At 70.9% G+C, this 20,480-nt stretch carries 19 protein-coding genes; 7 read left to right on the forward strand and 12 right to left on the reverse strand.

The window, feature by feature from the left end; genetic code table 11:
• Window position 1 precedes the first annotated feature (1 nt).
• Window positions 2-415, reverse strand: a complete 414-nt coding sequence (locus ABH920_RS37180; protein WP_370353965.1) for a tautomerase family protein — start codon at window positions 413-415, stop codon at window positions 2-4.
• Window positions 416-485: 70 nt separating this feature from the next.
• On the opposite strand from ABH920_RS37180, the gene ABH920_RS37185 reads away from it, so the two are divergent.
• Window positions 486-1,394 (forward strand): LysR family transcriptional regulator, encoded by a 909-nt coding sequence (locus ABH920_RS37185; RefSeq protein WP_370353966.1) that lies wholly within the window; start codon window positions 486-488, stop codon window positions 1,392-1,394.
• Between the two features lie 101 nt (window positions 1,395-1,495).
• Here ABH920_RS37185 and ABH920_RS37190 read toward each other — a convergent pair whose 3' ends face one another.
• Window positions 1,496-4,726, reverse strand: a complete 3,231-nt coding sequence (locus ABH920_RS37190; protein ID WP_370353967.1) for a carbohydrate-binding protein — start codon at window positions 4,724-4,726, stop codon at window positions 1,496-1,498.
• A gap of 626 nt (window positions 4,727-5,352) precedes the next feature.
• Between ABH920_RS37190 and ABH920_RS37195 the strand changes: the two genes are divergently transcribed.
• Both ABH920_RS37195 and ABH920_RS37200 read left to right on the forward strand, forming a co-directional pair.
• Window positions 5,353-5,688 carry an RNA polymerase-binding protein RbpA gene (locus tag ABH920_RS37195; RefSeq protein WP_194905660.1) on the forward strand — a complete coding sequence of 112 codons (336 nt, stop codon included), beginning with the start codon at window positions 5,353-5,355 and terminating at the stop codon, window positions 5,686-5,688.
• Window positions 5,689-5,874: 186 nt separating this feature from the next.
• Complete coding sequence (locus ABH920_RS37200) at window positions 5,875-6,540, forward strand: DUF4097 family beta strand repeat-containing protein (protein WP_370353968.1); 666 nt, start codon at window positions 5,875-5,877, stop codon at window positions 6,538-6,540.
• An 87-nt stretch (window positions 6,541-6,627) separates the two neighbouring features.
• Here ABH920_RS37200 and ABH920_RS37205 read toward each other — a convergent pair whose 3' ends face one another.
• The 8 genes from ABH920_RS37205 to ABH920_RS37240 all read right to left on the reverse strand — a co-directional run bounded on the left by ABH920_RS37205 (window position 6,628) and on the right by ABH920_RS37240 (window position 15,236).
• A complete protein-coding gene (locus ABH920_RS37205; RefSeq protein ID WP_370353969.1) occupies window positions 6,628-7,290 on the reverse strand; it encodes a hypothetical protein in 663 nt (220 codons plus the stop codon).
• Window positions 7,291-7,361: 71 nt separating this feature from the next.
• Window positions 7,362-8,906 (reverse strand): MFS transporter, encoded by a 1,545-nt coding sequence (locus tag ABH920_RS37210; RefSeq protein ID WP_370353970.1) that lies wholly within the window; start codon window positions 8,904-8,906, stop codon window positions 7,362-7,364.
• Window positions 8,903-9,598, reverse strand: a complete 696-nt coding sequence (locus ABH920_RS37215; RefSeq protein ID WP_370353971.1) for a TetR/AcrR family transcriptional regulator — start codon at window positions 9,596-9,598, stop codon at window positions 8,903-8,905. The genes ABH920_RS37210 and ABH920_RS37215 overlap by 4 nt, the downstream gene beginning before the upstream one ends.
• Window positions 9,599-9,770: 172 nt before the next feature.
• Window positions 9,771-10,634, reverse strand: coding sequence for a carboxymuconolactone decarboxylase family protein (locus tag ABH920_RS37220; protein ID WP_370353972.1), 864 nt, complete (start codon window positions 10,632-10,634; stop codon window positions 9,771-9,773).
• 39 nt (window positions 10,635-10,673) lie between these two features.
• On the reverse strand, window positions 10,674-11,438 hold the full coding sequence (locus ABH920_RS37225) for an NYN domain-containing protein (RefSeq protein WP_370353973.1): 765 nt from the start codon (window positions 11,436-11,438) through the stop codon (window positions 10,674-10,676).
• 95 nt (window positions 11,439-11,533) lie between these two features.
• Complete coding sequence (gene dacB, locus ABH920_RS37230; protein WP_370353974.1) at window positions 11,534-12,883, reverse strand: D-alanyl-D-alanine carboxypeptidase/D-alanyl-D-alanine-endopeptidase; 1,350 nt, start codon at window positions 12,881-12,883, stop codon at window positions 11,534-11,536.
• A gap of 130 nt (window positions 12,884-13,013) precedes the next feature.
• Complete coding sequence (locus tag ABH920_RS37235; RefSeq protein ID WP_370353975.1) at window positions 13,014-13,499, reverse strand: hypothetical protein; 486 nt, start codon at window positions 13,497-13,499, stop codon at window positions 13,014-13,016.
• A gap of 261 nt (window positions 13,500-13,760) precedes the next feature.
• The gene (locus ABH920_RS37240) at window positions 13,761-15,236 is read right to left on the reverse strand and encodes a carboxylesterase/lipase family protein (protein WP_370353976.1); all 1,476 of its coding nucleotides are present in this window, start codon (window positions 15,234-15,236) and stop codon (window positions 13,761-13,763) included.
• Window positions 15,237-15,380: 144 nt separating this feature from the next.
• On the opposite strand from ABH920_RS37240, the gene ABH920_RS37245 reads away from it, so the two are divergent.
• Both ABH920_RS37245 and ABH920_RS37250 read left to right on the forward strand, forming a co-directional pair.
• A complete protein-coding gene (locus ABH920_RS37245) occupies window positions 15,381-16,352 on the forward strand; it encodes an Lrp/AsnC family transcriptional regulator (protein ID WP_370353977.1) in 972 nt (323 codons plus the stop codon).
• 22 nt (window positions 16,353-16,374) lie between these two features.
• Window positions 16,375-16,962, forward strand: a complete 588-nt coding sequence (locus ABH920_RS37250; protein ID WP_370353978.1) for a hypothetical protein — start codon at window positions 16,375-16,377, stop codon at window positions 16,960-16,962.
• Window positions 16,963-17,042: 80 nt separating this feature from the next.
• Here ABH920_RS37250 and ABH920_RS37255 read toward each other — a convergent pair whose 3' ends face one another.
• Together ABH920_RS37255 and ABH920_RS37260 are read right to left on the reverse strand one after the other, a co-directional pair.
• Window positions 17,043-17,852 (reverse strand): hypothetical protein, encoded by an 810-nt coding sequence (locus ABH920_RS37255; protein WP_370353979.1) that lies wholly within the window; start codon window positions 17,850-17,852, stop codon window positions 17,043-17,045.
• Window positions 17,853-17,866: 14 nt separating this feature from the next.
• On the reverse strand, window positions 17,867-18,451 hold the full coding sequence (locus ABH920_RS37260) for a papain-like cysteine protease family protein (protein WP_370353980.1): 585 nt from the start codon (window positions 18,449-18,451) through the stop codon (window positions 17,867-17,869).
• Between the two features lie 207 nt (window positions 18,452-18,658).
• Between ABH920_RS37260 and ABH920_RS37265 the strand changes: the two genes are divergently transcribed.
• Together ABH920_RS37265 and ABH920_RS37270 are read left to right on the forward strand one after the other, a co-directional pair.
• Complete coding sequence (locus tag ABH920_RS37265) at window positions 18,659-19,573, forward strand: hypothetical protein (protein ID WP_370353981.1); 915 nt, start codon at window positions 18,659-18,661, stop codon at window positions 19,571-19,573.
• A gap of 91 nt (window positions 19,574-19,664) precedes the next feature.
• Window positions 19,665-20,444 (forward strand): SDR family NAD(P)-dependent oxidoreductase, encoded by a 780-nt coding sequence (locus tag ABH920_RS37270; protein ID WP_370353982.1) that lies wholly within the window; start codon window positions 19,665-19,667, stop codon window positions 20,442-20,444.
• Window positions 20,445-20,480 lie beyond the last annotated feature (36 nt).

Here is a 20,480-nt window from a genome sequence, read left to right on the forward strand (position 1 = left end):
GTCAGCTCGACACGGTCATCCGCTCGTCGTAGCCGGTGTCGGGATTCACGACGCGGCCGGCGGCCCACCAGTTCTCGCGCGCCGTTTCCAGGACCACCAGCATGATGTCCTCCTCCGGCACGTCGGCGTACAGCCGCAGGTTCGCCACGATCGCCTGGAACAGCTCGGTCTTCTGCTCCGGCGTGCGCTGGTTGAACAAGAGCTGGATGAACATGGCGCGTTCGCCGTGGCGCCGCAGGCCGAACGCGACCGGCTGGATGACGAGGTCCTCCGGCGCGACCTCGTGGAAGACGTGGAACTGATCGTCCTGGGGGATCTTCAGGACTTCCACCATGGACCTGTGGATGGCCTCGGAGACGAGGTGGCGGAACTCGGGAGTCGTTCCCTGGCGGAGATAGATGTTGATCAGAGGCATGCTTCGACGCTAGGGACCGCAGCGGCATTCCGCCACCGAATGTCCTTCATGCTGGATATGCTGTTTGGTCATGGACGTGACGTTGCTCGGCCTGCGGGTGCTGCGCGAGATCGCCGAGCGGGGCACCTTCACGGCGGCCGGGGAGGCGCTGGGATACACGCAGTCGGCCGTCTCCCGGCAGGTGGCCGCGTTGGAACAGGCCACCGAGGCCCGGCTGTTCGACCGTTATCCCGGCGGCGTGCGGTTGACCGCCGAGGGGCGCGCGCTGCTGCGGCACGCCGTGATCGCGCTGGACGCCCTGGACGCGGCGGACCGGGAGCTGCGCGGCGAGCAGGACGACACCGGCCGGGTCCGCCTCGGCTTCATCCCGGCCGCCGGAGCCGCCATCGTGGCCCGCGCGCTGGCGGTCCTGCGCCGCGAACGCCCGCAGATCGAGGTCTCCACCCGCGAGGGCACCACGCCGTCGTTGGTGCGGGCGCTGCGCACCGGCGCCCTCGACCTCGCGCTGCTGTCCTCCCGGCCGCCGTTCCGCTCGCCGGACACCGACGATCCGCCGCTGCATGTGGAGCCGTTGCTGGAGGACCGCCTGGTCCTGGCGGTGCCCGCGGACGGCAGGTTCGCCGACCGTGCCACGGTCACCACCGACGAGCTCGCCGGCCAGACCTGGATCGCCAGCCTGGCCGGCATCGACGAGCCCTTGCTCGGCATCTGGCCGGGACTGCCCGGGCGGCCCCGCGCGCAGCACGCGGCGCGCGACTGGCTGACCAAGCTGCACCTGGTCGCGGCCGGCGTCGGCGTCACGACCGTGCCGTCGACGCTGCTGTCCGCGATCCCGCCGGGCGTTCGCCTCGTCGGTATCGAGGGGGTCCCCGACGAACGGCGCCGTGTCAGCCTCGTGCGTCTGCCCGGCCCCACCACGCCGGCGACGGACGCCCTCGCCCACGCGCTCCGCCAGCAGGCCGCCGAACTCGCGGAGTAGGGCCCGGCGGAACGGCGACGGCGGGCCCGCGAGCCCTCAGGCCCGCGAACCCGCCGCGATCAAACGGTGTCAGCCGTCATCCGGCGATCACTCAGCCGGCGTCACGGATAACTCGTCACGTCCACCGCCGAGGTGTTGCTCGGTGTCGGGCCGCCGACGCCGTTGATCACGTTCGCGATCGATCCGGCGTTGGTGATCGAGACCGTCACCAGGTCGTGCCAGCTGGCGCCGGAGGCCTCCGAGGTGAAGGCGTTGTCCGACACGATGCCGTTGTTCGTGCTGAAGAAGCAGTAGACGCCGAGGCCGTAGCCCTGGAATCCGGTGGCCGAGCCGGACACGTCGAACGAGGGGAACCCGCGGGCCCCGTTGTCCGACCACGAGCCCTGATCGGGCACGTCGTACGGCATCTCGCTCTGGTAGAAGTAGTCCCGCCCGCCGCTGCCGTTCCACTGCGTTTGGACCGCCTGGTAGTGCTCGACGGCCAGGCCGTACATCGAGACGTTGGCGCCGTTGACCACCAAACCGTTCGCGGCGGTGTTGGTGTTCCAGCCGACGGTCCCGCCGTTGCCGTGGTCGGCGCGCCACAGCCACAGGTCGTCGCCGATCACGTTGGAGCTGTTGACCACCACCGTCTGCGTGGCCCGGCCGACCGTCGCGCCGCCGATGCGGGCGAACACGTCGGACAGCACGGTCGGGTCGCCGGCGTGGCTCGCGCTCGAACCGGACGGTCCGATCTGCACCAGCACCTGCGAGTTCGTGGTGCCGGCGTCGAAGATGAGCCCGCCGATGTGGACGCCGTCGACGTCCGAGGTGGACAGGATCGTGTTGCCGCCGTTGGACACCAGCGTGGCCAGGCCCAGCCCGAGCACGACGGTGTCCGGCCGGGTCACGTTGATGGTGCCGTTGATCTGGTAGATGCCCGGGGTGAACAGCAGGTTCTTCCCCGAGGCGAGTGCGGAGTTGATCGTCGCCACGCTGTCGCCGGGCTTCGCGATGTAGAAGGAGCTGATCGGCAGCGAGCTGCCGGGGGTGTTGCCGTTGCTCCAGCTCGTGCCCGACCGGTTGGCCTGGTTGCCCGGCACGAACACGTTGTAGTTCCCGGAGCCGTCGACGTACAGGTACGGCTTCTCCGAGATGGTCGGCGTGGTCCCGACCGAGGTGTCCGGCGGGCTCGGGAAGCTGGTACCGGGAACCCCGGTCGACCCGGTGAACACCATGTTCCAGTTCGCGCCGCTCCAGCTGCCGAACTGGTCGTTCCGGGACATGTACTGCTGCTGGCTGCCGGAGTTCACCTGGCCGGTGACCACCGAGTCGCCGACGAAGCCGCCGGAGGAGTAGCCGTTGAGCGACAGCTCCAGGTTACCGTTGATGTTCATCCGGCGCAGCGGGGTGGCCTGCGAGGTGGCCCACACCGTGTCGCCGGAGGACGGGCTGTCCGTCAGGTTCTCGGCGTCGCGCCAGAAGTTGATGGTCGCGTTGCCGCCGTTCCAGTTGGCGTCCGCGTGCACGCCGCCGCCGTCGATGGTGGTCTGCGTCGGGGACTGCCCGAGGCCGAGCACCTGGGTGTAGAAGCCGACCGGGACGTCCACGTTGTACGTGCCCGGCTTGAACAGCAGGGCGTAGCGGCCGGTGCCCATCTCGCTGCTCTGCTGCGAGTTGAAGACCGAGTTGATCTGGTTCTGGATCGTCGAGGACGACATCGACGGGTCGAAGACGAACACGTTCGGACCGAAGTCCGGCGTGCCGCCGCAGCTGGTCCCGCAGCCGCCGGTGGGGACCACGAGGCTGAACGCCTGCGCGCCGGTGCCGTTGCAGGTGTTCTGGTCCAGCTGCGTGCCGCTCGCCGTTGAGGCGCCGGGGGTGTCGACGCAGAGCTTGGAGTTGTCGGCGACGAAGGTGTAGTCGCCGTTGGACTGCAGATTGGCCGCGAACAGCTCGTTGGTGTTGCTGGTGCCGCCGTACTGCCAGGTCTGGAGCAGGGCGCCGGCCGCGGTGGCCGTCACCCCTCCGGTGATGTTCCAGCTCTCGCCGCCGGACTGCGCGTTCTGGTTCAGCACCTCGTACTCGCCGGTCGCCACCGAGACGAACTGCCACAGCTGGCTCGACGCGCCGGTGCACGTCGCCTGCTGCACGGCGGTGCCGTCTGCGGTCCCGCTGTTCGCCGCGCTCGCGCACAGACCGGAGTTCTGGTTGACCACTTCGTACCAGGCCGAGCTGTCGATCCCGGCGGTGGCGACCGTGAGGTCGTTGATGTTCCAGCCGCCGTTGTCCTGGAAGATCGTCAGCGTCTGCTGGCCGGCCGGCAGCGTGACGCTCGCCGACACGGTGGTCCAGTTCTGCCAGCCGCCGGTCGCCGGGACGTTGATGTTGCCGGAGAGGTTGGTCCCCGCGCTGTTGGCGATGTGCAGGCCGTCGGTCACGGCGTTCTGCGCGGCCAGTCGTACCCCGACCGAGTACGTGCCCGCGGATGCGACGTTGACCGTGTACTTGAACCACTGGCCGCTCGCGGTCCACCCGACGTCGTATCCGCCGCCGGTGTCCGTGGTCGCTTCCAGGTCCACGCCGTCGGTGCGGTAGCTGTTGGCGGACCCGTTGGTGCTGGTGACGTTGTAGGCCACGCCTTGGCCGCCGGTGTCGTAGTTCTCGGCCTGGAGGGTGCCGGGTAGCGCGGCGGCCGTCCCGCCGTAGGGGCCCTCACCGCTGGCCGTGCTGGCGAAGGAGAAGCTGTTGAGATTCCAGCCGCCGTTGTCCTGGTACACGGTCAGCGTCTGCTGCCCGGCCGCGAGCGTGACGCTGGTCGTCACGGTGACCCAGGTCTGCCAGCCGCCGGTGGCCGGCACGTTCACCGCGCCCGACAGGTTCGTCCCGGCGGCGTTGGCGATGTGCAGGCCGTCGGTCACGCCGTTCGGCGAGGCGAGTCTGAGGCTGACCGTGTAGGTCCCGGCCGAAGCCGCCTTCACGGTGTAGTCGAACCACTGGCCGGTCGCGGTCCAGCCGACGTCATCGCCGCCGCCGGTGTCCGTGGTGGCTTCCAGGTCCACGCCGTCGGTGCGGTAGCTGTTGGCCGACCCGTTGGTGCTGGTGACGTTGTAGGCCACACCCTGGCCGCCGGTGTCGTAGTTCTCGGCCTGGACCGTGCCGGGTATCGCGGCAGCCGTCCCGCCGAACGGGCTGCTGCCCGCCGCGTGCGCGACGGACGGCGCGCCGGTCACCGCCAGGGCCGAGATCATCGCCAGGCCGAGGGCCGCGCGTCCGGCACTGCCGGCCCGACCGGCACCGCCGGCTCGACGCCGTTTCGCAGGACCGCGCGCGAACAGTCGCGTGATGCGCAAGTGTCTCATCTTCTCCCGCCTTGTACTGGTTTGTCCTTCGTGGGGTGGAGCAGGCTGAGATCGCCACGTGGCTTGAGGGAGAGACGGGCCGTTTCACGGCACCCACGCGGAGGAGCGCTGGGCATCACCGGCCGCACCCGGTGCGAACTAGGGCTTGCAGGCGACTCGCCTGTGGGGGAGGGCGAGCCAGGTGACGGACTTGTTTCAGGACGTGGGCAACCCTTATTTCACGACGTGATTGAACTCGCGTTCCGGGGACTCGTCAAGACGTCGGCGCCGCCGGGGCCACCCGCGTTGAGGAGACCTTGAGCATCACATGACACTGCGTCATGCCGCGATGGCACGGGAGGCTGCGCGCGTGTCTCAGCGAACTCACTGCGAACTCCAGCGAGATCGTGAGTATCGGCACACACTCTGACGAGTGAGCGCCACTCTCGTGAACCCGACAAACCACCCGCTGAGCGGCCGCGATCGACCGGCTCCGGCCCCGGGTCACCGGCCCCTCGGCCCGTATTGCTCCCTTTTCGTGATCAGAGTGGCGGCTGCGACGGCGTACTGTCGTGATGTCGGTACGGCTCGACCACTCGGTCAGGGGCCGGCCGTCACCCCACAGGAGGCTCCAGACGATGGCTCGAAGCAGCGGCATCCGTGGCAGCAGGATCGGCGCGGGACCGATGGGTGAGTCCGAACGCGGCAACACGGTCGAGCAGGTCACCGTGACTTTCTGGTGCGCCAGCGGCCACGTGACGCGGCCGGTCTTCGCGGTCACGGCGACGGTCCCGGAGACCTGGGAGTGCCAGGCCTGCGGCCAGCCCGCCGGCCCGGACCCCGAGAACCCGCCGAGCGCGGCGCTGGCGGCTCCCTTCAAGAGTCACCTGGAATACGTTCGCGAGCGGCGTACCGACGCCGACGCGGAGATCCTTTTGGCCGAGGCCCTGTCGAAGCTGCGCGGGGGTTCGTGAGCTGAGTCCGGCGGTGGCCGTGGCAGTCGGTGGTGTGGCTGCGCCGTGACGGCGGGTCCTGACAGCCGGCCGTGTCAGCGGTCGTGTCAGGACGCCGTCAGACCGGCGTCAGCGCCCCCGCCGACAGTGGATGCGTGAGGGCGGGCCGGACAGGCCCGCCGAGGTGAAACCACCAAGGAGCGCATCATGCAGAAGTTCGCCACCCCCGGCCCGGTCTTCGTCAACCTGGACATCCCCGCCGACAGCGTCCGCGTCATCGCCGCCGACCGCACCGACACCGTCGTCGAGATCGCACCCGCGGACGCCTCGAAGCGCCGCGACGTCAAGGCCGCCGGCCAGACCGAGGTCGGTTTCCACGACGGCGTCCTGCGCATCGCGACCGCCGACGCCAATCGGCTGCTCGGCAGCGGCGCGCTGCGGGTCACGATCGAGGTCCCCGCCGGCTCGCGCATCGAGGGCAAGGCCGGTGCCGCAGAGTTGCACACCACCGGCCGCCTCGGCGACGTCGCCTTCGAAGGCGGCTACCGCACCGTCAGCGTCGAGGAGGCCGCGAGCGCGCACCTCAAGGTGCACGCCGGCGACGTCCGCGTGGCCCGCCTGACCGGCCCGGCGCAGATCCGCAACGGCCAGGGCGACATCACCATCGCCGAGGCCCACGCCGGCCGCGTCGAGCTGCGCACCGGCCAGGGCGACCTGACGGTCGTCGCCGCCCCCGGCGTGTCCGGCATCCTGGACGCCGCCACCTCCTGCGGCCGGATCGGCAACGCGCTGCGGAACAGCGAAGGCGCCGGCGCCGGCCTGACCGTCAAGGCCACCACCTCGCAGGGCGACATCACCGCCAGCAGCCTCTGAGGTGCCCGAGACGAGATCAGCCCCCTGACCGAGCTTGGTCAGGGGGCTGATTCCGATGAGAGCGCCGACTGAGAACTTGTTCCGAACCTATTCGCCGACAGTCGTTTCCGGCCCGGACGCGGCTGCCGACGCGGCCGTCGCCGTCGCGGTCTCACCCGAGTAGAACAACGGGATCCGGTACAGCGCCGGCGGCTCGCCGGGCAGCCCGAGCTCGTGCCAGCGCCGCGAAACCGCGACCCGGACCAGCTTGCGGGCCCGGGTCAACAGGAACAGCGCGAGCGGCACCTCGATGAACGCCGCCGAGGCCAGGCTTCCCCACACGTCGGACGTGCCCCAGTCGAGCACTATGTCGAACCACGCGTCGCACAACAACAGTGTCGCGGTGAACACCGCCAGCATGACGACGATCTGCCGCCGCAGCATCGCCGCCACGATCGTCCCGGTCAGGGCGAGCAGCAGCAGGATGTCGAAGCCGACCCACGCGGCGGACCACGCTTTCGAGCGGTAGCCGGTCGGCATGGAGACCGCCAGGTAGACGATCCAGGCGCCGAGGCCGGAACAACAGGCCACGAGCACCGTGAGCATGCGCGAGCGCAACCGCTTCACGCGGTGCGGCGCGATGCCGAGTTCGCGGGCCACGTCGAGGATGGCGGCGGTGGCACCGGTGGCCGTAGTGGCCGTGGAGCTCGCGGTGGCCGCGGTCGCCCCGGCGGCCGGGGATTGAGTAGGAGTCTGCAACGTCGTGTGCATGTCGATCTCCCCCACTGCCCGGCCGCGGCGGGGGGTGGTGCCGCGGCCGGGCAGTTCGTGCTGTTCTGGTGTCAGTGTGCGAAGACCGGGACCGCGTCCTCGACGGTGTCGGCGTTCCCCGCACCGGTGCCGGTGCCGGAGCCGCCTTCGGGGCGGCCGCCGTGCTGCTGCGGCCGGGCGTTGATCAGCACGCCCGCCGAGATCGCCGCGACGGTCAGCAGGCCGGCCGCGATCCAGTAGGCGACGGAGAAGCCGTGGACCATGGCCGAGAGCTTCAGCTGCGCGCCGCCCGCCGCGGAGTGGACGCCCGCGGCGTGGCTCTTGGCGTAGTTCGCGGTGGCGCTGTTGGCGATGGTGCTCAGCAGCGAGGTGCCGATCGCGCCGCCGACCTGCTGGGACGTGCTGACCATCGCCGAGGCGACGCCGGCGTCCTGCGGCCGGACGCCGTGGGTCGCCAGGTTCATGGCCGGCATGAACACCAGGCCCATGCCGAAGCCGAGCATCAGCAGCGCGGGCAGGACGTGCGTGGGGTAGGAGCCGCCGACCGAGATCTGGGTCAGGATCAGCATCGCCAGCGCGGCGATCACGGCGCCGGGCACCATCAGGAACTTGGTCGGGACCTTGGGCAGCAGCCGGACGGCGACCTGCGTCGCACCGGCCATCATGCCCACGACCATCGGCAGGAACGCCAGGCCGCTCTTGAGCGGGCTGTAGCCCAGCACGACCTGCAGGTAGTAGGTGAGGAACAGGAACGCGCCGAACATCGCGACCACTGCGATGCCGATGGTCAGGTACGCGCCGCCGCGGTTGCGGTCGGTGATGACGCGCAGCGGGAGCAGCGGGGCGGCCACGCGGGTCTGGGAGAAGACGAACGCCGCGAGCAGCACCACCGCGCCGATGATGAAGCCGAGCGTGGTGGTCGAGCTCCAGCCGTCGGTCTCGGCCTTGTTGAAGCCGTAGACCAGTGAGGCCAGTCCGGCGCCGGCCAGCACGATGCCCAGGATGTCCAGGCGGTTGTGGTTGCGGGTGCCCTCGGGCTCCTTGATCTCGAAGACCGCGCCGGCCACCGCGACCACGGCGAACAGGACGTTGACGTACAGCGTCCAGCGCCAGTTCGCGTACTCGGTGAGCAGGCCGCCGAGCAGCAGGCCGACGGCCGCGCCGCCGCCGGAGATGGCGCCGTAGATGCCGAAGGCCTTGGCGCGCTCCTTCGGCTGCGTGAAGGTGACGGTCAGCAGCGACAGCGCCGCCGGGGCGAGGATCGCGCCGAACGCGCCCTGCAGTGCGCGGGCGCCGAGCAGCATGGCGGTGTTGACGGCCGCACCGCCCAGCGCGGAGGCGCCGGCGAAGCCGATCAGGCCGATGAGGAAGGCGCGGCGGCGTCCCCAGCGGTCGGCGATGCGTCCGCCGAACAGCAGCAGACCGCCGAAGGCCAGGGCGTAGGCGGTCACCACCCACTGCCGGTTGGCGTCGGATATGCCCAGGTCGCGCTGGGCGGACGGGAGGGCGATGTTCACGATGGTGCCGTCCAGGACGACCATCAGCTGGGCCAGGGCGATGAAGGCCAGGGCCCGCCACCGCCTCGGGTCGAGGACTTGTGCTGTCGACTCGGTCATGACGAGAGGGTCCTTGTCTTCGTGGGACTTTCGGTGGGGCTTGGGGCAGGGCTCTGGGTACCGCCCTGGTTCGGGGCGGTGACCAGGGGGAGCACGATCTGGTCCAGGATCTTCTGGATGAACGTCGCGTCGGGCGTCCGGCCGGTCATGATCATCCGGTGGAAGGCCATGGACGGGACGATGTCCGAGATCAGCTCGTAGTTCGGGACCGGCGCGATCTCGCCGCGCTCGATCGCCCGCTCGAAGACGGTGCGGAACACCTTCTTGCGCGGGGCGATGAACTGCTCGGCGAACACCTCGCGCAGCTTCGCGTCGCGCACCAGGCCCGAGACCAGCCCGGCCTGGACCTCGGTGCGGAAGGTGTCCTCGGGGTCGTGGAAGTGGCAGGTCAGCGCGACCAGGTCGCCGCGCAGCGTGCCGGTGTCGGGCAGCTCCAGCGCCGCCTTCATCCGGCCGATCGCGTCGACGACCAGCTCGGCCTTGCCGGCCCAGCGGCGGTAGCACGTCGCCTTGCCGGCTCCGGCGCGCGCGGCCACGGCGTCGATGGTCAGGCGGTCGTAGCCGACGTCGGCCAGCAGCTCCAGCGCGGCCTGGCACAGCGCGTCGTCCCGGGACGAGTCGCGCTTGCGCCCGGGGGCGTGGCCGGCCTGCGTCGTCTCGGCGGTGCCGGTACTGGTGATGGTCTGGGTCATCGGTGCTCACCCCACTCTCTGCGGTAGGAGTTGCTGAACGAATCTGTATCGGAACGGTGTCGTCTCGGAACTCCATCGTATCGAAACGGATCCGTTTCGCAAACACGAAGCCCGGGGCGGCCACTGTGACAGTGGCCACTCCGGGCTCGATCCGGGGTGGTTCCGAAGACGGCTACTCGCCGGCCGCGTCCCGCTCGGCGAACACCTCGCGCGCCGCCGCGATGCCGTTCAGCGCCGCGGGGAACCCGGCGTATCCGGCCATCTGCATGATCGCCTCGACCGCCTCCTCGCGGGTGCCGCCGACGTTGAGCAGGCCGTGGAGGTGCACGCGCAGCTGCGCGGCGGCGGTGCCCAGCGCCGTGCAGGCGGCGACCGTGGCCAGCTCGCGGGTCTTCAGGTCCAGGCCCGGCCGGGAGTAGATGTCGGCGAAGGAGAACTCGACCAGCAGCCGCGCGAAGTCCGGCGCGACCGGGGCCAGCGCCGCCAGCACCCGCTCGCCGGCCTGGCCGTCGATGGCCTGCAGCGCGGCCAGGCCCCGCGCGTAGCGCTGCTCGGCGGTCTCGGGCTCGTCGGCGGGAGCGGCGGCGGGGGCCGGAACCGGGGACCAGTCCAGGTCGGTCCGGTCCGCGAAGGCGGCCCTGGCGACGCCGAGCCCGTTGAGCGCCGCGGGGAACCCGGCGTACACGGTCATGTGGATGATCACCTCGACGATCTCGGTCGGCGTGACCCCGACGTTGAGTGCGCCGTCGATGTGCAGCCGCAGCTGCGGGGCGGCCGTGCCCAGGGCGGTGAGCGCGGCGATGTTGAGGATCTGGCGCTGCGGCAGCGTCAGCCCGGGCCGGGAGTAGATGTCGGCGTAGAACTCGACGGTCAGCCGCGCCAGATCGGGCGCGATGTCGGCCATACCGGCCAGCACCCGGGCCGTGTTCTCCCCGCCGACCTGCGTGAGCAGGGCCAGGCCGCGGTCGTAGCGGTCGTCGCGGGCGTCGGGCCGGGGCTCGGGGGCGCTGTCGGACGGGGACGCGGTGCCGGTCATGGGTCTGCTCCTTCTCGTCCTTCTCGCCGCTGTTACCGCCTACGCCCGCGACTCGTAGCGCTTGTCCCGAACGCGGATCTGGGCCGAGGCGCCGTCGCCGGCGCTGCGGCGGTCGACGTCGAACAGGCCGGTGGCGATCACCAGGTTGCTGAGCTTGGGGAAGCCGTAGGTGCGGGAGTCGAAGTCCGGCTGCTGGTTCGTCAGGATCTGGCCCACGCTCGACAGGCCGGCCCAGCCGTCCTCGTCGCTGGCCGCCTCCACCGCGTTGCGCAGCAGGGTCACGAGCTTCGCGTCGCCGCGCAGCTTCGACGTCTCGGTCCGGGTGGCCGGCTTCGCCGCGGTCTCCGGGACGACCTCGTCGGTGAACGCGAGGTTCTCGGTGTAGATGAACTTGTCGCACGCCGCGACGAACGGCTTCGGCGTCTTGCGCTCCCCGAACCCGTAGACGATCAGACCGGACTCCCGGATCCTGGCGGCCAGACGGGTGAAGTCGCTGTCCGAGGACACGATGCAGAACCCGTCGAAGCGGCCCGAATACAGCAGGTCCATCGCGTCGATGACCATCGCGGCGTCGGTGGCGTTCTTGCCGGAGGTGTAGGCGAACTGCTGGATCGGCTGGATGCTCAGCGCGAGCAGGTGCTCCTTCCAACCCTTGAGGCTGGTGCCGGTCCAGTCGCCGTAGGCGCGCTTGACGTGCGCCGTCCCGTACTTGGCGATCTCGGCGAGCAGCGTCTCGGCGTTGCCGGGCTGGGCGTTGTCGGCGTCGATCAGCACCGCAAGCTTGACCGGGTTCTCGGTGACCACGGGTTCTGCTCCCTTCGACGCCGTCTACGATAGCTGTCAACGTCGCACCGGCTGCGCGTGCCGCGGTCCGGCAGACCGCGGCACGCGCGTGCCGCCTACGACCAGCAGCCGTTGACCGTCGCCGCGAGGCCGTCGAACGTGTGCTTGATGTCGCTGTTGGCGGTGGTGGCGTTGTTCTCCACGAACGAGAAGACCTTCCAGCGGCCGTCCTCGCCCTTGGTGAAGCCGCTCAGCGCTATGGCGCCGGTCAGCGTGCCGGTCTTGGCCATGACCTTGCCGACCGCGCACTTCGACTCGGGGGTGGTGAAGCGGTCCCACTCCGGGCCCAGCGTGCTGCCCGCCTCGCCGGCCACGGGCAGGCCGTCCACGATGGGCTTGAGCAGCCAACTGTACGCCGGGTCGCTGTCCACCTGGAGGATCTTCGAGATGGTCTCGGCGGACAGGCGGTCGGAGCGCGAGAGCCCGCTGCCGTCGTAGTTCTGGAAGCCCGGCAGCGGGACGTCGTAGACGTCGGTCAGGATCTGCCGGACCACGGCCGCGCCGTCGTCGAAGGTCGCCGGGCGGCCGGCGCCGATGGCGGTCATCCGGAGCAGGGTCTCGGCGATGTCGTTGTCGCTCTTCTTGAGCATCTGGTGGACGATCGCGGACAGCGGCGGGGAGTAGTGCACGGCCACGGGTACGTCCGCGCCGCTGGCCTGGCCGTGCGTCACGTCGCCGGTGACGGTCAGGCCCTGCGCGGCCAGCTGTTTGGCGAAGACCTGGCCGGCGTCGACCGAGGTGTCCGTCACGCTGTGCTCGTCGACCACCAGAGCCCGCACCGGCGCGATCGTGGAGCCGTCGTAGTAGCCGGAGTTCCAGCCGGTGGCCAGGGTCGGCTCGGGGAACAGGCTGTCGTCGACCTGGACCTGCACCGAGCTGACGCCGGCGTGCTTCAGGGCGGCGACCGCGGTGGTGGCCAGCGCGGTGAGGTCGGCGGTGCTCAGGACCCGGTCGCCGCCGCCGACGAGGGTGAGCGTGCCGTCCTGGTAGACGACTTTGGTGGTGAACCGGTGGTCGGGCCCGAGCACGGTCAGCGCCGCGGTGGTGGTGGCGAGCTTCATGTTGGACGCGGGCATCAGCGTCGTCGCGGCGTTGTGGCCCCAGACGTCCTGCCCGGACCCGGCGTCCACGACGACCCCGCTCAGCGTGCTGCCGGCCAGGCGCGGGTCCTGGATCCGGGCGTCGAGGTTCTTCGCTATCTGATCATCGGCGGAGTCCAGCGCGCGGTGTGCGGTGGCGGTGCCGGCGGGCTTCGCGGCGGCGAACGCCGTGCCCTGGCCGATCAGCACGGCGGTGGCGACCGGCACGGTCAGCGCGAGGACGGCGGCCCGGCGAGCCGTCGCGCGGCCGGTCTTGGCCTTGCGGCGGCTCTTGGAGCTGGTGGAACTGTTGGAACTGGATGACATACGCGGGTTCCCCATGAGTTGTGAGTGTGTTGATATTCCGGCCGAACCCACTGACGGGCCGCCGGGAACGGCTTCGCCCCGGGAAGCCCATCCCGGGGCGAAGCCACAGTGCGACGCGGCGGACGAGCCGCTAGTGGGCGACGTCGATCGCCAGGTGGGTCGAGTCGAGCACGGTGACCGTGTAGCTGGACGCGTGGTCCAGGCCGATGCCCACCTGGGTGTAGCCCTCGAAGGAGGTCAGCTCGGCCACGGCCGCGACCTCGGGGTCACCGGTGGTGATCTGGGTCGGGCCGCTGAAGCCGCTGATGTCCGACGGGTTCAGCTCGACGTTGAGGTAGGTGTTGGAGTTGGGCAGGGTGACGTCCTTGCCCGAGCCGTCCCGGGTCAGCTCGTCGGTGGGCGTCACGGTGTAACCCGGGATGCTGCTCACATTGAGGATGACGCGGTCGTAGGTCGAGTAGCTCTGCACACTGAGCCCCAGCAGGTGGGATCCCGCATCGGCGGTGTGCGCGGACGCGTTCGCCGGCAGCGCCGCCGCCAGGCTCAGCCCGATCGCGCCCATCACGACGGCCGCCTGCCGGCCGCCGCGCCCCGTTACCCCGTACTTCGAAAGCATGATGAAGTTCCCTTCCGCACTGCGCGCGCGAGAACCGCGCGCCCCCATTTTCCGTCAACCGGTGGAGACCACCGGCGGGACCACTGTACGGCGCGGGCGGCGTCGCGGGCGATGCAAGTTCAACGCGTCCGTCGCAGGTCGAAGGTGTACCCGGGGGTGTTCAGAGGTCTGACCTCAAGACCTTGTCCGTGGCATTCCGTTGCTTCGCCGGAGCGTCGTATTTCCGCCACGGATCCGGTCGCGCGGCACGACGCCCACGTCTCAGGCGAAGTGCCGGATCGTCGCCGGATCCGCGGATTCATACGCCTGCCACGTCTCGTCGGCGGGACGCCCGGTGGCGACGAAGCCGGCCGCCGCGCCGGAGAACTCCGCGGCGAGCCGGCGCACCTCGGCGGTCGGCGTGCCGAGCATCGGGGCGTCGGGATAGGCGTCGACGGTGTTGAAGAAGAAGGGGAGTTCGGCACAGTGCGCGGCGCCGATGTGCGCGGGGTCGCCGGCCGGGACGTAGTCGAACTCGTAGACGTAGGTGGCGTGGCCGGCCGCGGCCTGGTGGTCGGCAACCGCCAGGGTGCCGTCGCGGAACATGATCCCGGTCTCGACCTCGGTGAGCACGTCGGCGGGCTTCGCGTTCGGGCGTCCGGCCGCGGCGCGGTCGTATCGGTCGGCGCCGTGCTCGGCCTGCCCGGCCACCATCGCGCGTGCCTGGTCGGCGTCCATCGCCTGGATCCGCGGGTTGAAGGCGAAGAACGAGCTCATCTCGTTCCTGGTGGTCCCGGTCAGGAGCTGCTTCCCGTCCAGCCGGCCATCGGCCAGCGCCTGCTCCCAGCGCACCGGAATCCCGGAGCCGCCGAGAACCGGGAACATCGGCGGCGCGACGTTGCCCGGCCGGGACAGCTCCCCGGCGAGCTGTCCGTAGGCGGCCAGCAGGCGGTCGGCCGAGATCGCGCGCAGCCCGGCGAGCAGATCGAGACTGCCGCGCAGGCCCAGGATCTCGATGAACCGCTGCGCGTGCTCCGCCGCCCTGGCAGGGTCCTGCGGCACGAGTCCGAACGGGCCGCTCTGGGCGACGACGCGCTTGACCAGCGGACCCGTGGCCGGCGACACCGCGAGGTACAGCGCCGAGAAGGCGCCGGCCGACTGGCCGCCGACCGTGATCGTCTCGGGGTCTCCGCCGAAGCCGGCGATGTTGCGCTCGACCCAGGCGAGCACCGCGCCCTGGTCCTGCACGCCGAGGTTGTCCACGCCGAGCTCCGGCAGGTGGAGGTAGCCCAGCGGGCCGATGCGGTAGTTGGCGGTGACCACGACGGCCTCGCCGGACGCGGCCAGGTGCCGGCCGTCGTACCAGTCCCAGCCGCCGGATCCGCTGGTGAAACCGCCGCCGTGGAACCACACCAGCACCGGCAGGGCACGCGCGGCCGAGCCGCCGCCGCTGCTGCCGCTGCCGGGGAGCCGTGGCGTCCAGACGTTGACGGTGAGCGAGCCGTCCTCGTCCCAGTCCCGGGCGCGCGGTCCCATGACCGCTTCGAGCCGGGAGGCGGCCTGCGGGACGGACGGTCCGGGGCGCGAGGCGTCGCGCGGACCCGACCACTTCGGGTGCCGCTGCGGAGCCGCGAACCGCAGGTCCCCGACCGGCGAGGCCGCGTAGGGGATGCCGCGGAACGCGGCGACTCCGTCTTCGGCGACGCCTTGGACGCTGCCGGACTCGGTGTCGACGAGCGGGCGGTTCGTCATGGTCATCCGTCTCACCTTCTTGCTCGATGTTCCTGGTCGCTGGTGGTGTGCGTCTTGTGTATCGCTGGCGCCGAAAACCGGCGAGAAGTGCAACTGATCTGAGAGATTTAGGACATCAGAATCTCAATGCTGGTGATTGTGAGACAGTCGATGCGCACCCTGGATGAGACGGATCGCCGGATCGCCGCCGTCCTGATGGCCTCGCCGCGAGCGTCGTGGCGGACCGTCGCCGAGGTCCTGGACCTCTCCGAGCGCACGATCGTGCGCCGAGCCGCGCCGCTGCTGCACGACGGCACGCTGCGTCCCACGGCGGTCCGCAATCCCGCGCGCTTCCCCCGGATCATCCCGACGGCCCTGCGGATCCGCTGCCGCCCGAGCCGCATCAAGGCGATCGCGGCGGGCCTGGCGCGCCGGCCGGACACGATATGGGTCGACATCCTCGGCGGCGGCAACGAGATCAGCAGCGTGCTGTTCCTCGACGGCCCCGAGGCGCGCAACTCGCTGCTGTTGCGGGACCTGCCGGCCACCGCCGACGTGCACTCGTGGGAGGCCTACGACCTGTTGAAGGTGTTCCCCGCCGGCTTCACCTGGAGTGCCGGCCTGCTGTCGGCCGAGCAGTTCGACGCCATGGCCCGGCACGCTCACACCCCGACCGACGCGCCCGAGATCCAACCGCTCGACGAAGCCCTCATCGACCGGCTGGCCGTCGACGGACGCATCGGCTACAGCGAACTGGCGGCCGCTCTGGACACCTCGGCATCGACGGTGCGCCGCCGCCTGGACACCCTCGTATCGGCCCACATGGTGCGCCTGGCCTGCGAAGTCGACCTCAGCCTGCTCGGCATCGCCAGCGAGGCGCTGCTGTGGATCGCGACCGGCCCGGGCCGCACGGAGACGATCGGCGGCGCCCTCAGCCGGCACCCGCAGGTCCGGTTCTCCGCCGCGACGACCGGGTCCACCAACCTGCTGGTGGCCGTCGCGGCTCAGGATCTCAACGGTCTGTACGCGCTGCTGACCGAGACCGTCGGAGCCCTCGACGACGTGCGCGCCCTGGAGGTGACCCCCATCCTCAGCTCGGTCAAACGGACCGGCCGGATCCGCGTTTCCGATCGGGACTGGTGAACCGCCGCCATAAACTCATCCGGTGACACCCCCCGACCTGCACGAGTTCTTCGCCACCTCCGCGAGCGTGGCCGGAGCGCTGGTGGGCCTGCTCTTCGTGGCGATCTCGGTCTCCGGCGACAGACTCGCCAACCACGCCGACGCCCGGACCTACCGGTTGCGCGCCTCGGGTACGCTCACCGCCTTCACCAACGCCCTGACCGTGTCGCTGTTCGCGATCCTGCCCGGGACCAAGGTCGGGTGGACGACGCTGATCGTGGCCGTGATCGGCCTGATGTTCGTCGCCGGCTCGGCGATCTCGATGGTCCGGGCCCACGCCCTGACCTGGCGGTACCGACGCGACGTCGTCTTCGTGGCGACCCTCGCCGCGGCGTTCGTCTTCCAGCTCTGCTACGGCCTGGCCATCATCGCCAAGCCCGGTGACACCAATGCGGTGGACACCGTGGCCACCCTGGTCATCGTGTTCTTCCTGGTCGGCATCGCCCGCACCTGGGAGCTGATCGGCGGACCGGCGTTCGGCCTGACGCACGAGATCAGAGGGCTGGCAACGCGCGGTGCGGCAGGGGAGGGGCACGGCGAGGCGAGCGAGCCGCAGGTGGCCGAGGACTGAGCCCTGCGACAACCTAAGCCGCGACAACCGACATTGCCGCCCGACGCCCTGGACGGGCGCCGAGCGGCATCAGAATCTGATCAGACTCGCCGTACCCTCGACCGGCGCCAGGCCACGGCCCCGACGCCAGCCGCTCCGAACCCGACCAGTACCAGGCCGGCGGTGAGCGGAGCGGTGTTCGTGGACGAACCCTCACTCGGCGCCTGCGGCTGGAACCCGCCCGCGCGCCCCGCCTTGTCGTAGGCGCTGCCGGGCATCTTGTCGGCGTACCGGGTGCGGACCAGTTGGTGATACCGCGCGAGCGACACGCCGTTCCCGACGGACTCGCGCGCGGTCTGGTTCAGCGGCAGGACGCGCCCGCCGGCCACCTGGTACCAGGCGCCGATCTGCGGCTCCTCGAAGACCGCGGCGCCCGGTGCGGCCTGGGCTGTGTACGCGGTCTCGTCCGAGCCGGACGCGATGTTGACGACCTTCCAGCCCGCCGAGCCGACCCGCGCCGTCCACACGGACGCGTGGGAACCGCTCGCGCTCACGGTGTCGGTGGCCATGAAGGACAGCTGGGCCACCGGCGTGGCCGTCCCGGAGGACGAGGCGTCCGCGACGAAGGCCGGTGCGAGGTAGTAGACCGGCACGGTCGTGCTGTCGACGCGGGGTGCCGCCGCGACGGCCGCCGCGGCGAGTTGTCGGGCGTCGCCCTGCGGCTTCCGGCCGCCGGAGGCGAAGAACTCACCGACGGTGGGGAGCGCGTTGGTCGCGGCGTCGCGCGCGGCGGCGACGTCGGTCGCGGAGGGGGCCGCGGGGACAGCCGGGGCCGCGGCTGTGCCGGCGTGGGCGACGCCGCCGATGGCGAACGTCATCGCTGCCACCGCGGCGGTCATGACGAGTCTCATTGTCTGCTGCCTCCTCACGCGCCGATGTAGTCGAGCGAGTGCGTCCACGAGAACGAACCGTTGCTCACGTAGTAGTTGTAGGAGCCCCAGTTGTAGCGATCGTCGGACGGCCACGGGTCGCCCCAGTAGACCCAGCCCTGGCTCTGGTCGTAGCCGTAGAGCACCTCCATGTGCCCGCCGCCCGACGACCACTGGATCCGGGCCATCACCGGCCGCCCGGCGTCGATCTCGCGGATGATCGACGAGTAGTACAGGTAGCCGGTGACGTAGTTCCCCGGCGAGATCCCGATCTGCTGGAACGCGGTCTGGTCGTCGGCCAGCGACGCCTGCGAGTTCGAGCACGAGGCGTTCAGCGAATTGCCGAACGCCATGTCGCAGAACTGGTTCTGCGAGTAGTCGTAGCCGTAGAACGCGGCGACGGTGTTGCCGGAGGCGGCCCAGCACCAGTTCGAGTACTGCTGGGACTGCATGGTCAGGTTCAGCTGGTTGGCGGTGGCTGCCGAAGCCGGCACCGCGACGGCGGTGAGCAACGCCACCGCTGTCGCGAGCACGGCGGACCGCAACCGTCCGGGACGCTTGGCGCGAGGTGTGGGGGACACGCGGGACTCCTCTCGAGTCCGTCCGGGTGGATGGTGGCGTGAGCGTATGTCCGCCCTGACCAGCGAGAACAGCACTCAGGAGGCCGATACGGCGACACGGTGAAGGCAGTGGCGGCCGTTCACAGCGCGCGCCGGTGTGAACGCCGCGCGAACCCCCGGTCAGCACACCTTGACAGCCTCCTGAACACCGCAGTTGCCTGTCTCACTGTGAACATTCACACCGGTTCGCCCACCACCGCGACGGCCCTGCGCACCGGCTCGTTCGCCGAGGCCTTCCGGGCCGCCGTCGCCGCGCGCGGCCTCTCGCTGGACAGCCTGCAGCGCCGTCTGTCCGAACGCGGTGTCCGGGTCGGCATCGCGACTCTGAGCTGCTGGCAGAACGGCCGCCGCCGTCCGGAGCGCCCCTCGTCGCTGCGCGCCGTCTCAGTCCTGGAAGACATCCTCGGGCTGCCCTCGGACTCCCTGCTGGTCCTGCTCGGACCGCCCCGGCCGCGCGGACACGGCGTGGGGCTGCCGGCCGGCTCCCGGGAGTACCGCCACATCCTCCCGACCTGGGCCGCGCTGACGGACCTGCTCGCGTCCCTGGGCACCGTCGCCGACACCAAGCTCCACATCGCCGCGCAGCACGAACAGGTCTGGATCGACGGCCAGGGCTGCTCGCCGCGCCGCGAGAACTTCCAGATCCTGCGGGCCCACCAGGACGGCGTCGACCGCTACGTCGCCATCGTCGACGCCGACCCCGGCGCCGACATCGACCGGATCGAGGTCGAGGCGCTGGAGAACTGCCGGGTCGGCCGGGTCCGCCGCGACGCCGAGGCCGGCCTGCTGGTCGCGGAGCTGCTCTTCGACCTCACGCTGCGCCCCGACCAGACCCACCTGATCCGCTACGCGGTCACGGATCGCGCCGCCGTCGAGTGCCGGGACTTCCACCGCGGGTTCCGGTTCCCCGCCGGGCAGTACGCGCTCCAGGTCCGCTTCGACGCGGCGCGGCTGCCGGTCGCCTGCTTCGCGTACCGGGGCGCGGTCGAGCAGGAGCTGCCGATGACCGGCCACCACGCGGTGCACATCAACGTCGACCCGGTTCCGCCGGGCATCGTCGGCATCCGGTGGGACTGGCACTGACGTCGGCCGGGGCTCGCCGGGCGCGGGAGGCCGTCCCGGGCGAGAATCTGGTGAACCGACGAAACCGTGACGCACCAAGGAGAAACCCACCGTGGACCTGAAACTGAACGACAAGCGGGCCGTGGTCACCGGCGGCAGCCGGGGCATCGGCCTGGCGGTGGGCACGGCCCTGGCCCGGGAAGGGGCCGCCGTCGCGCTCGTCGGCCGCGACGGCCGCGTCGCGCAGGAGCAGGCGGCGAAGCTCGCCGCCGCCACCGGCGCGCGCGTGATCGGCATCGCGGCGGACACCGGCGACGACGCCTCGGTGGCCGCCATGGCCGCGGCCGCCGAGGAGCGGCTGGGCGGCGTGGACATCCTGGTCAACAACGCAGCCAGGACCAACCCCGGCGTGATCCTGGAATCCGCGCTGGAGGAGGAGATCAACGTCAAGGTGCGCGGCTACCTGCGCTGCGCCAGGTCGTTCGCGCCCGGCATGGTCGACTGCGGCTGGGGCCGGATCATCAACATCGGCGGCACCGCCGCCAGCCGCACCGGCTCGGTTGTCGGATCGGTGCGCAACGTCGCGGTCGCCGCGCTGACTAAGAACCTCGCCGACGAACTGGGCCCGCAGGGCGTGAACGTCACGGTCGTCCACCCCGGCGCCACCAGCACCGAGAACGGCACCAAGGCCCTCGCGGCCAACGCCGCGGCCCGCGGGCTGACCCTCGAGGAGGTCCAGCGCGAATTCGCCGCGACCATCTCCATCGGCCGCATCGTCACCCCGGACGAGGTCGCCGCGGTGGTCGCGTTCCTGGCCAGCCCGCTCAGCGTGGCGCTCAACGGCGACCCGCTCATCGCCAGCGGCGGCGCGCTCGGTCCCATCTACTACTGAGCGGATCCCTGGCGGCCGGCCCCTCCGGACGGGACA

Source organism: Catenulispora sp. EB89, assembly GCF_041261445.1.
Classification (GTDB): domain Bacteria; phylum Actinomycetota; class Actinomycetes; order Streptomycetales; family Catenulisporaceae; genus Catenulispora.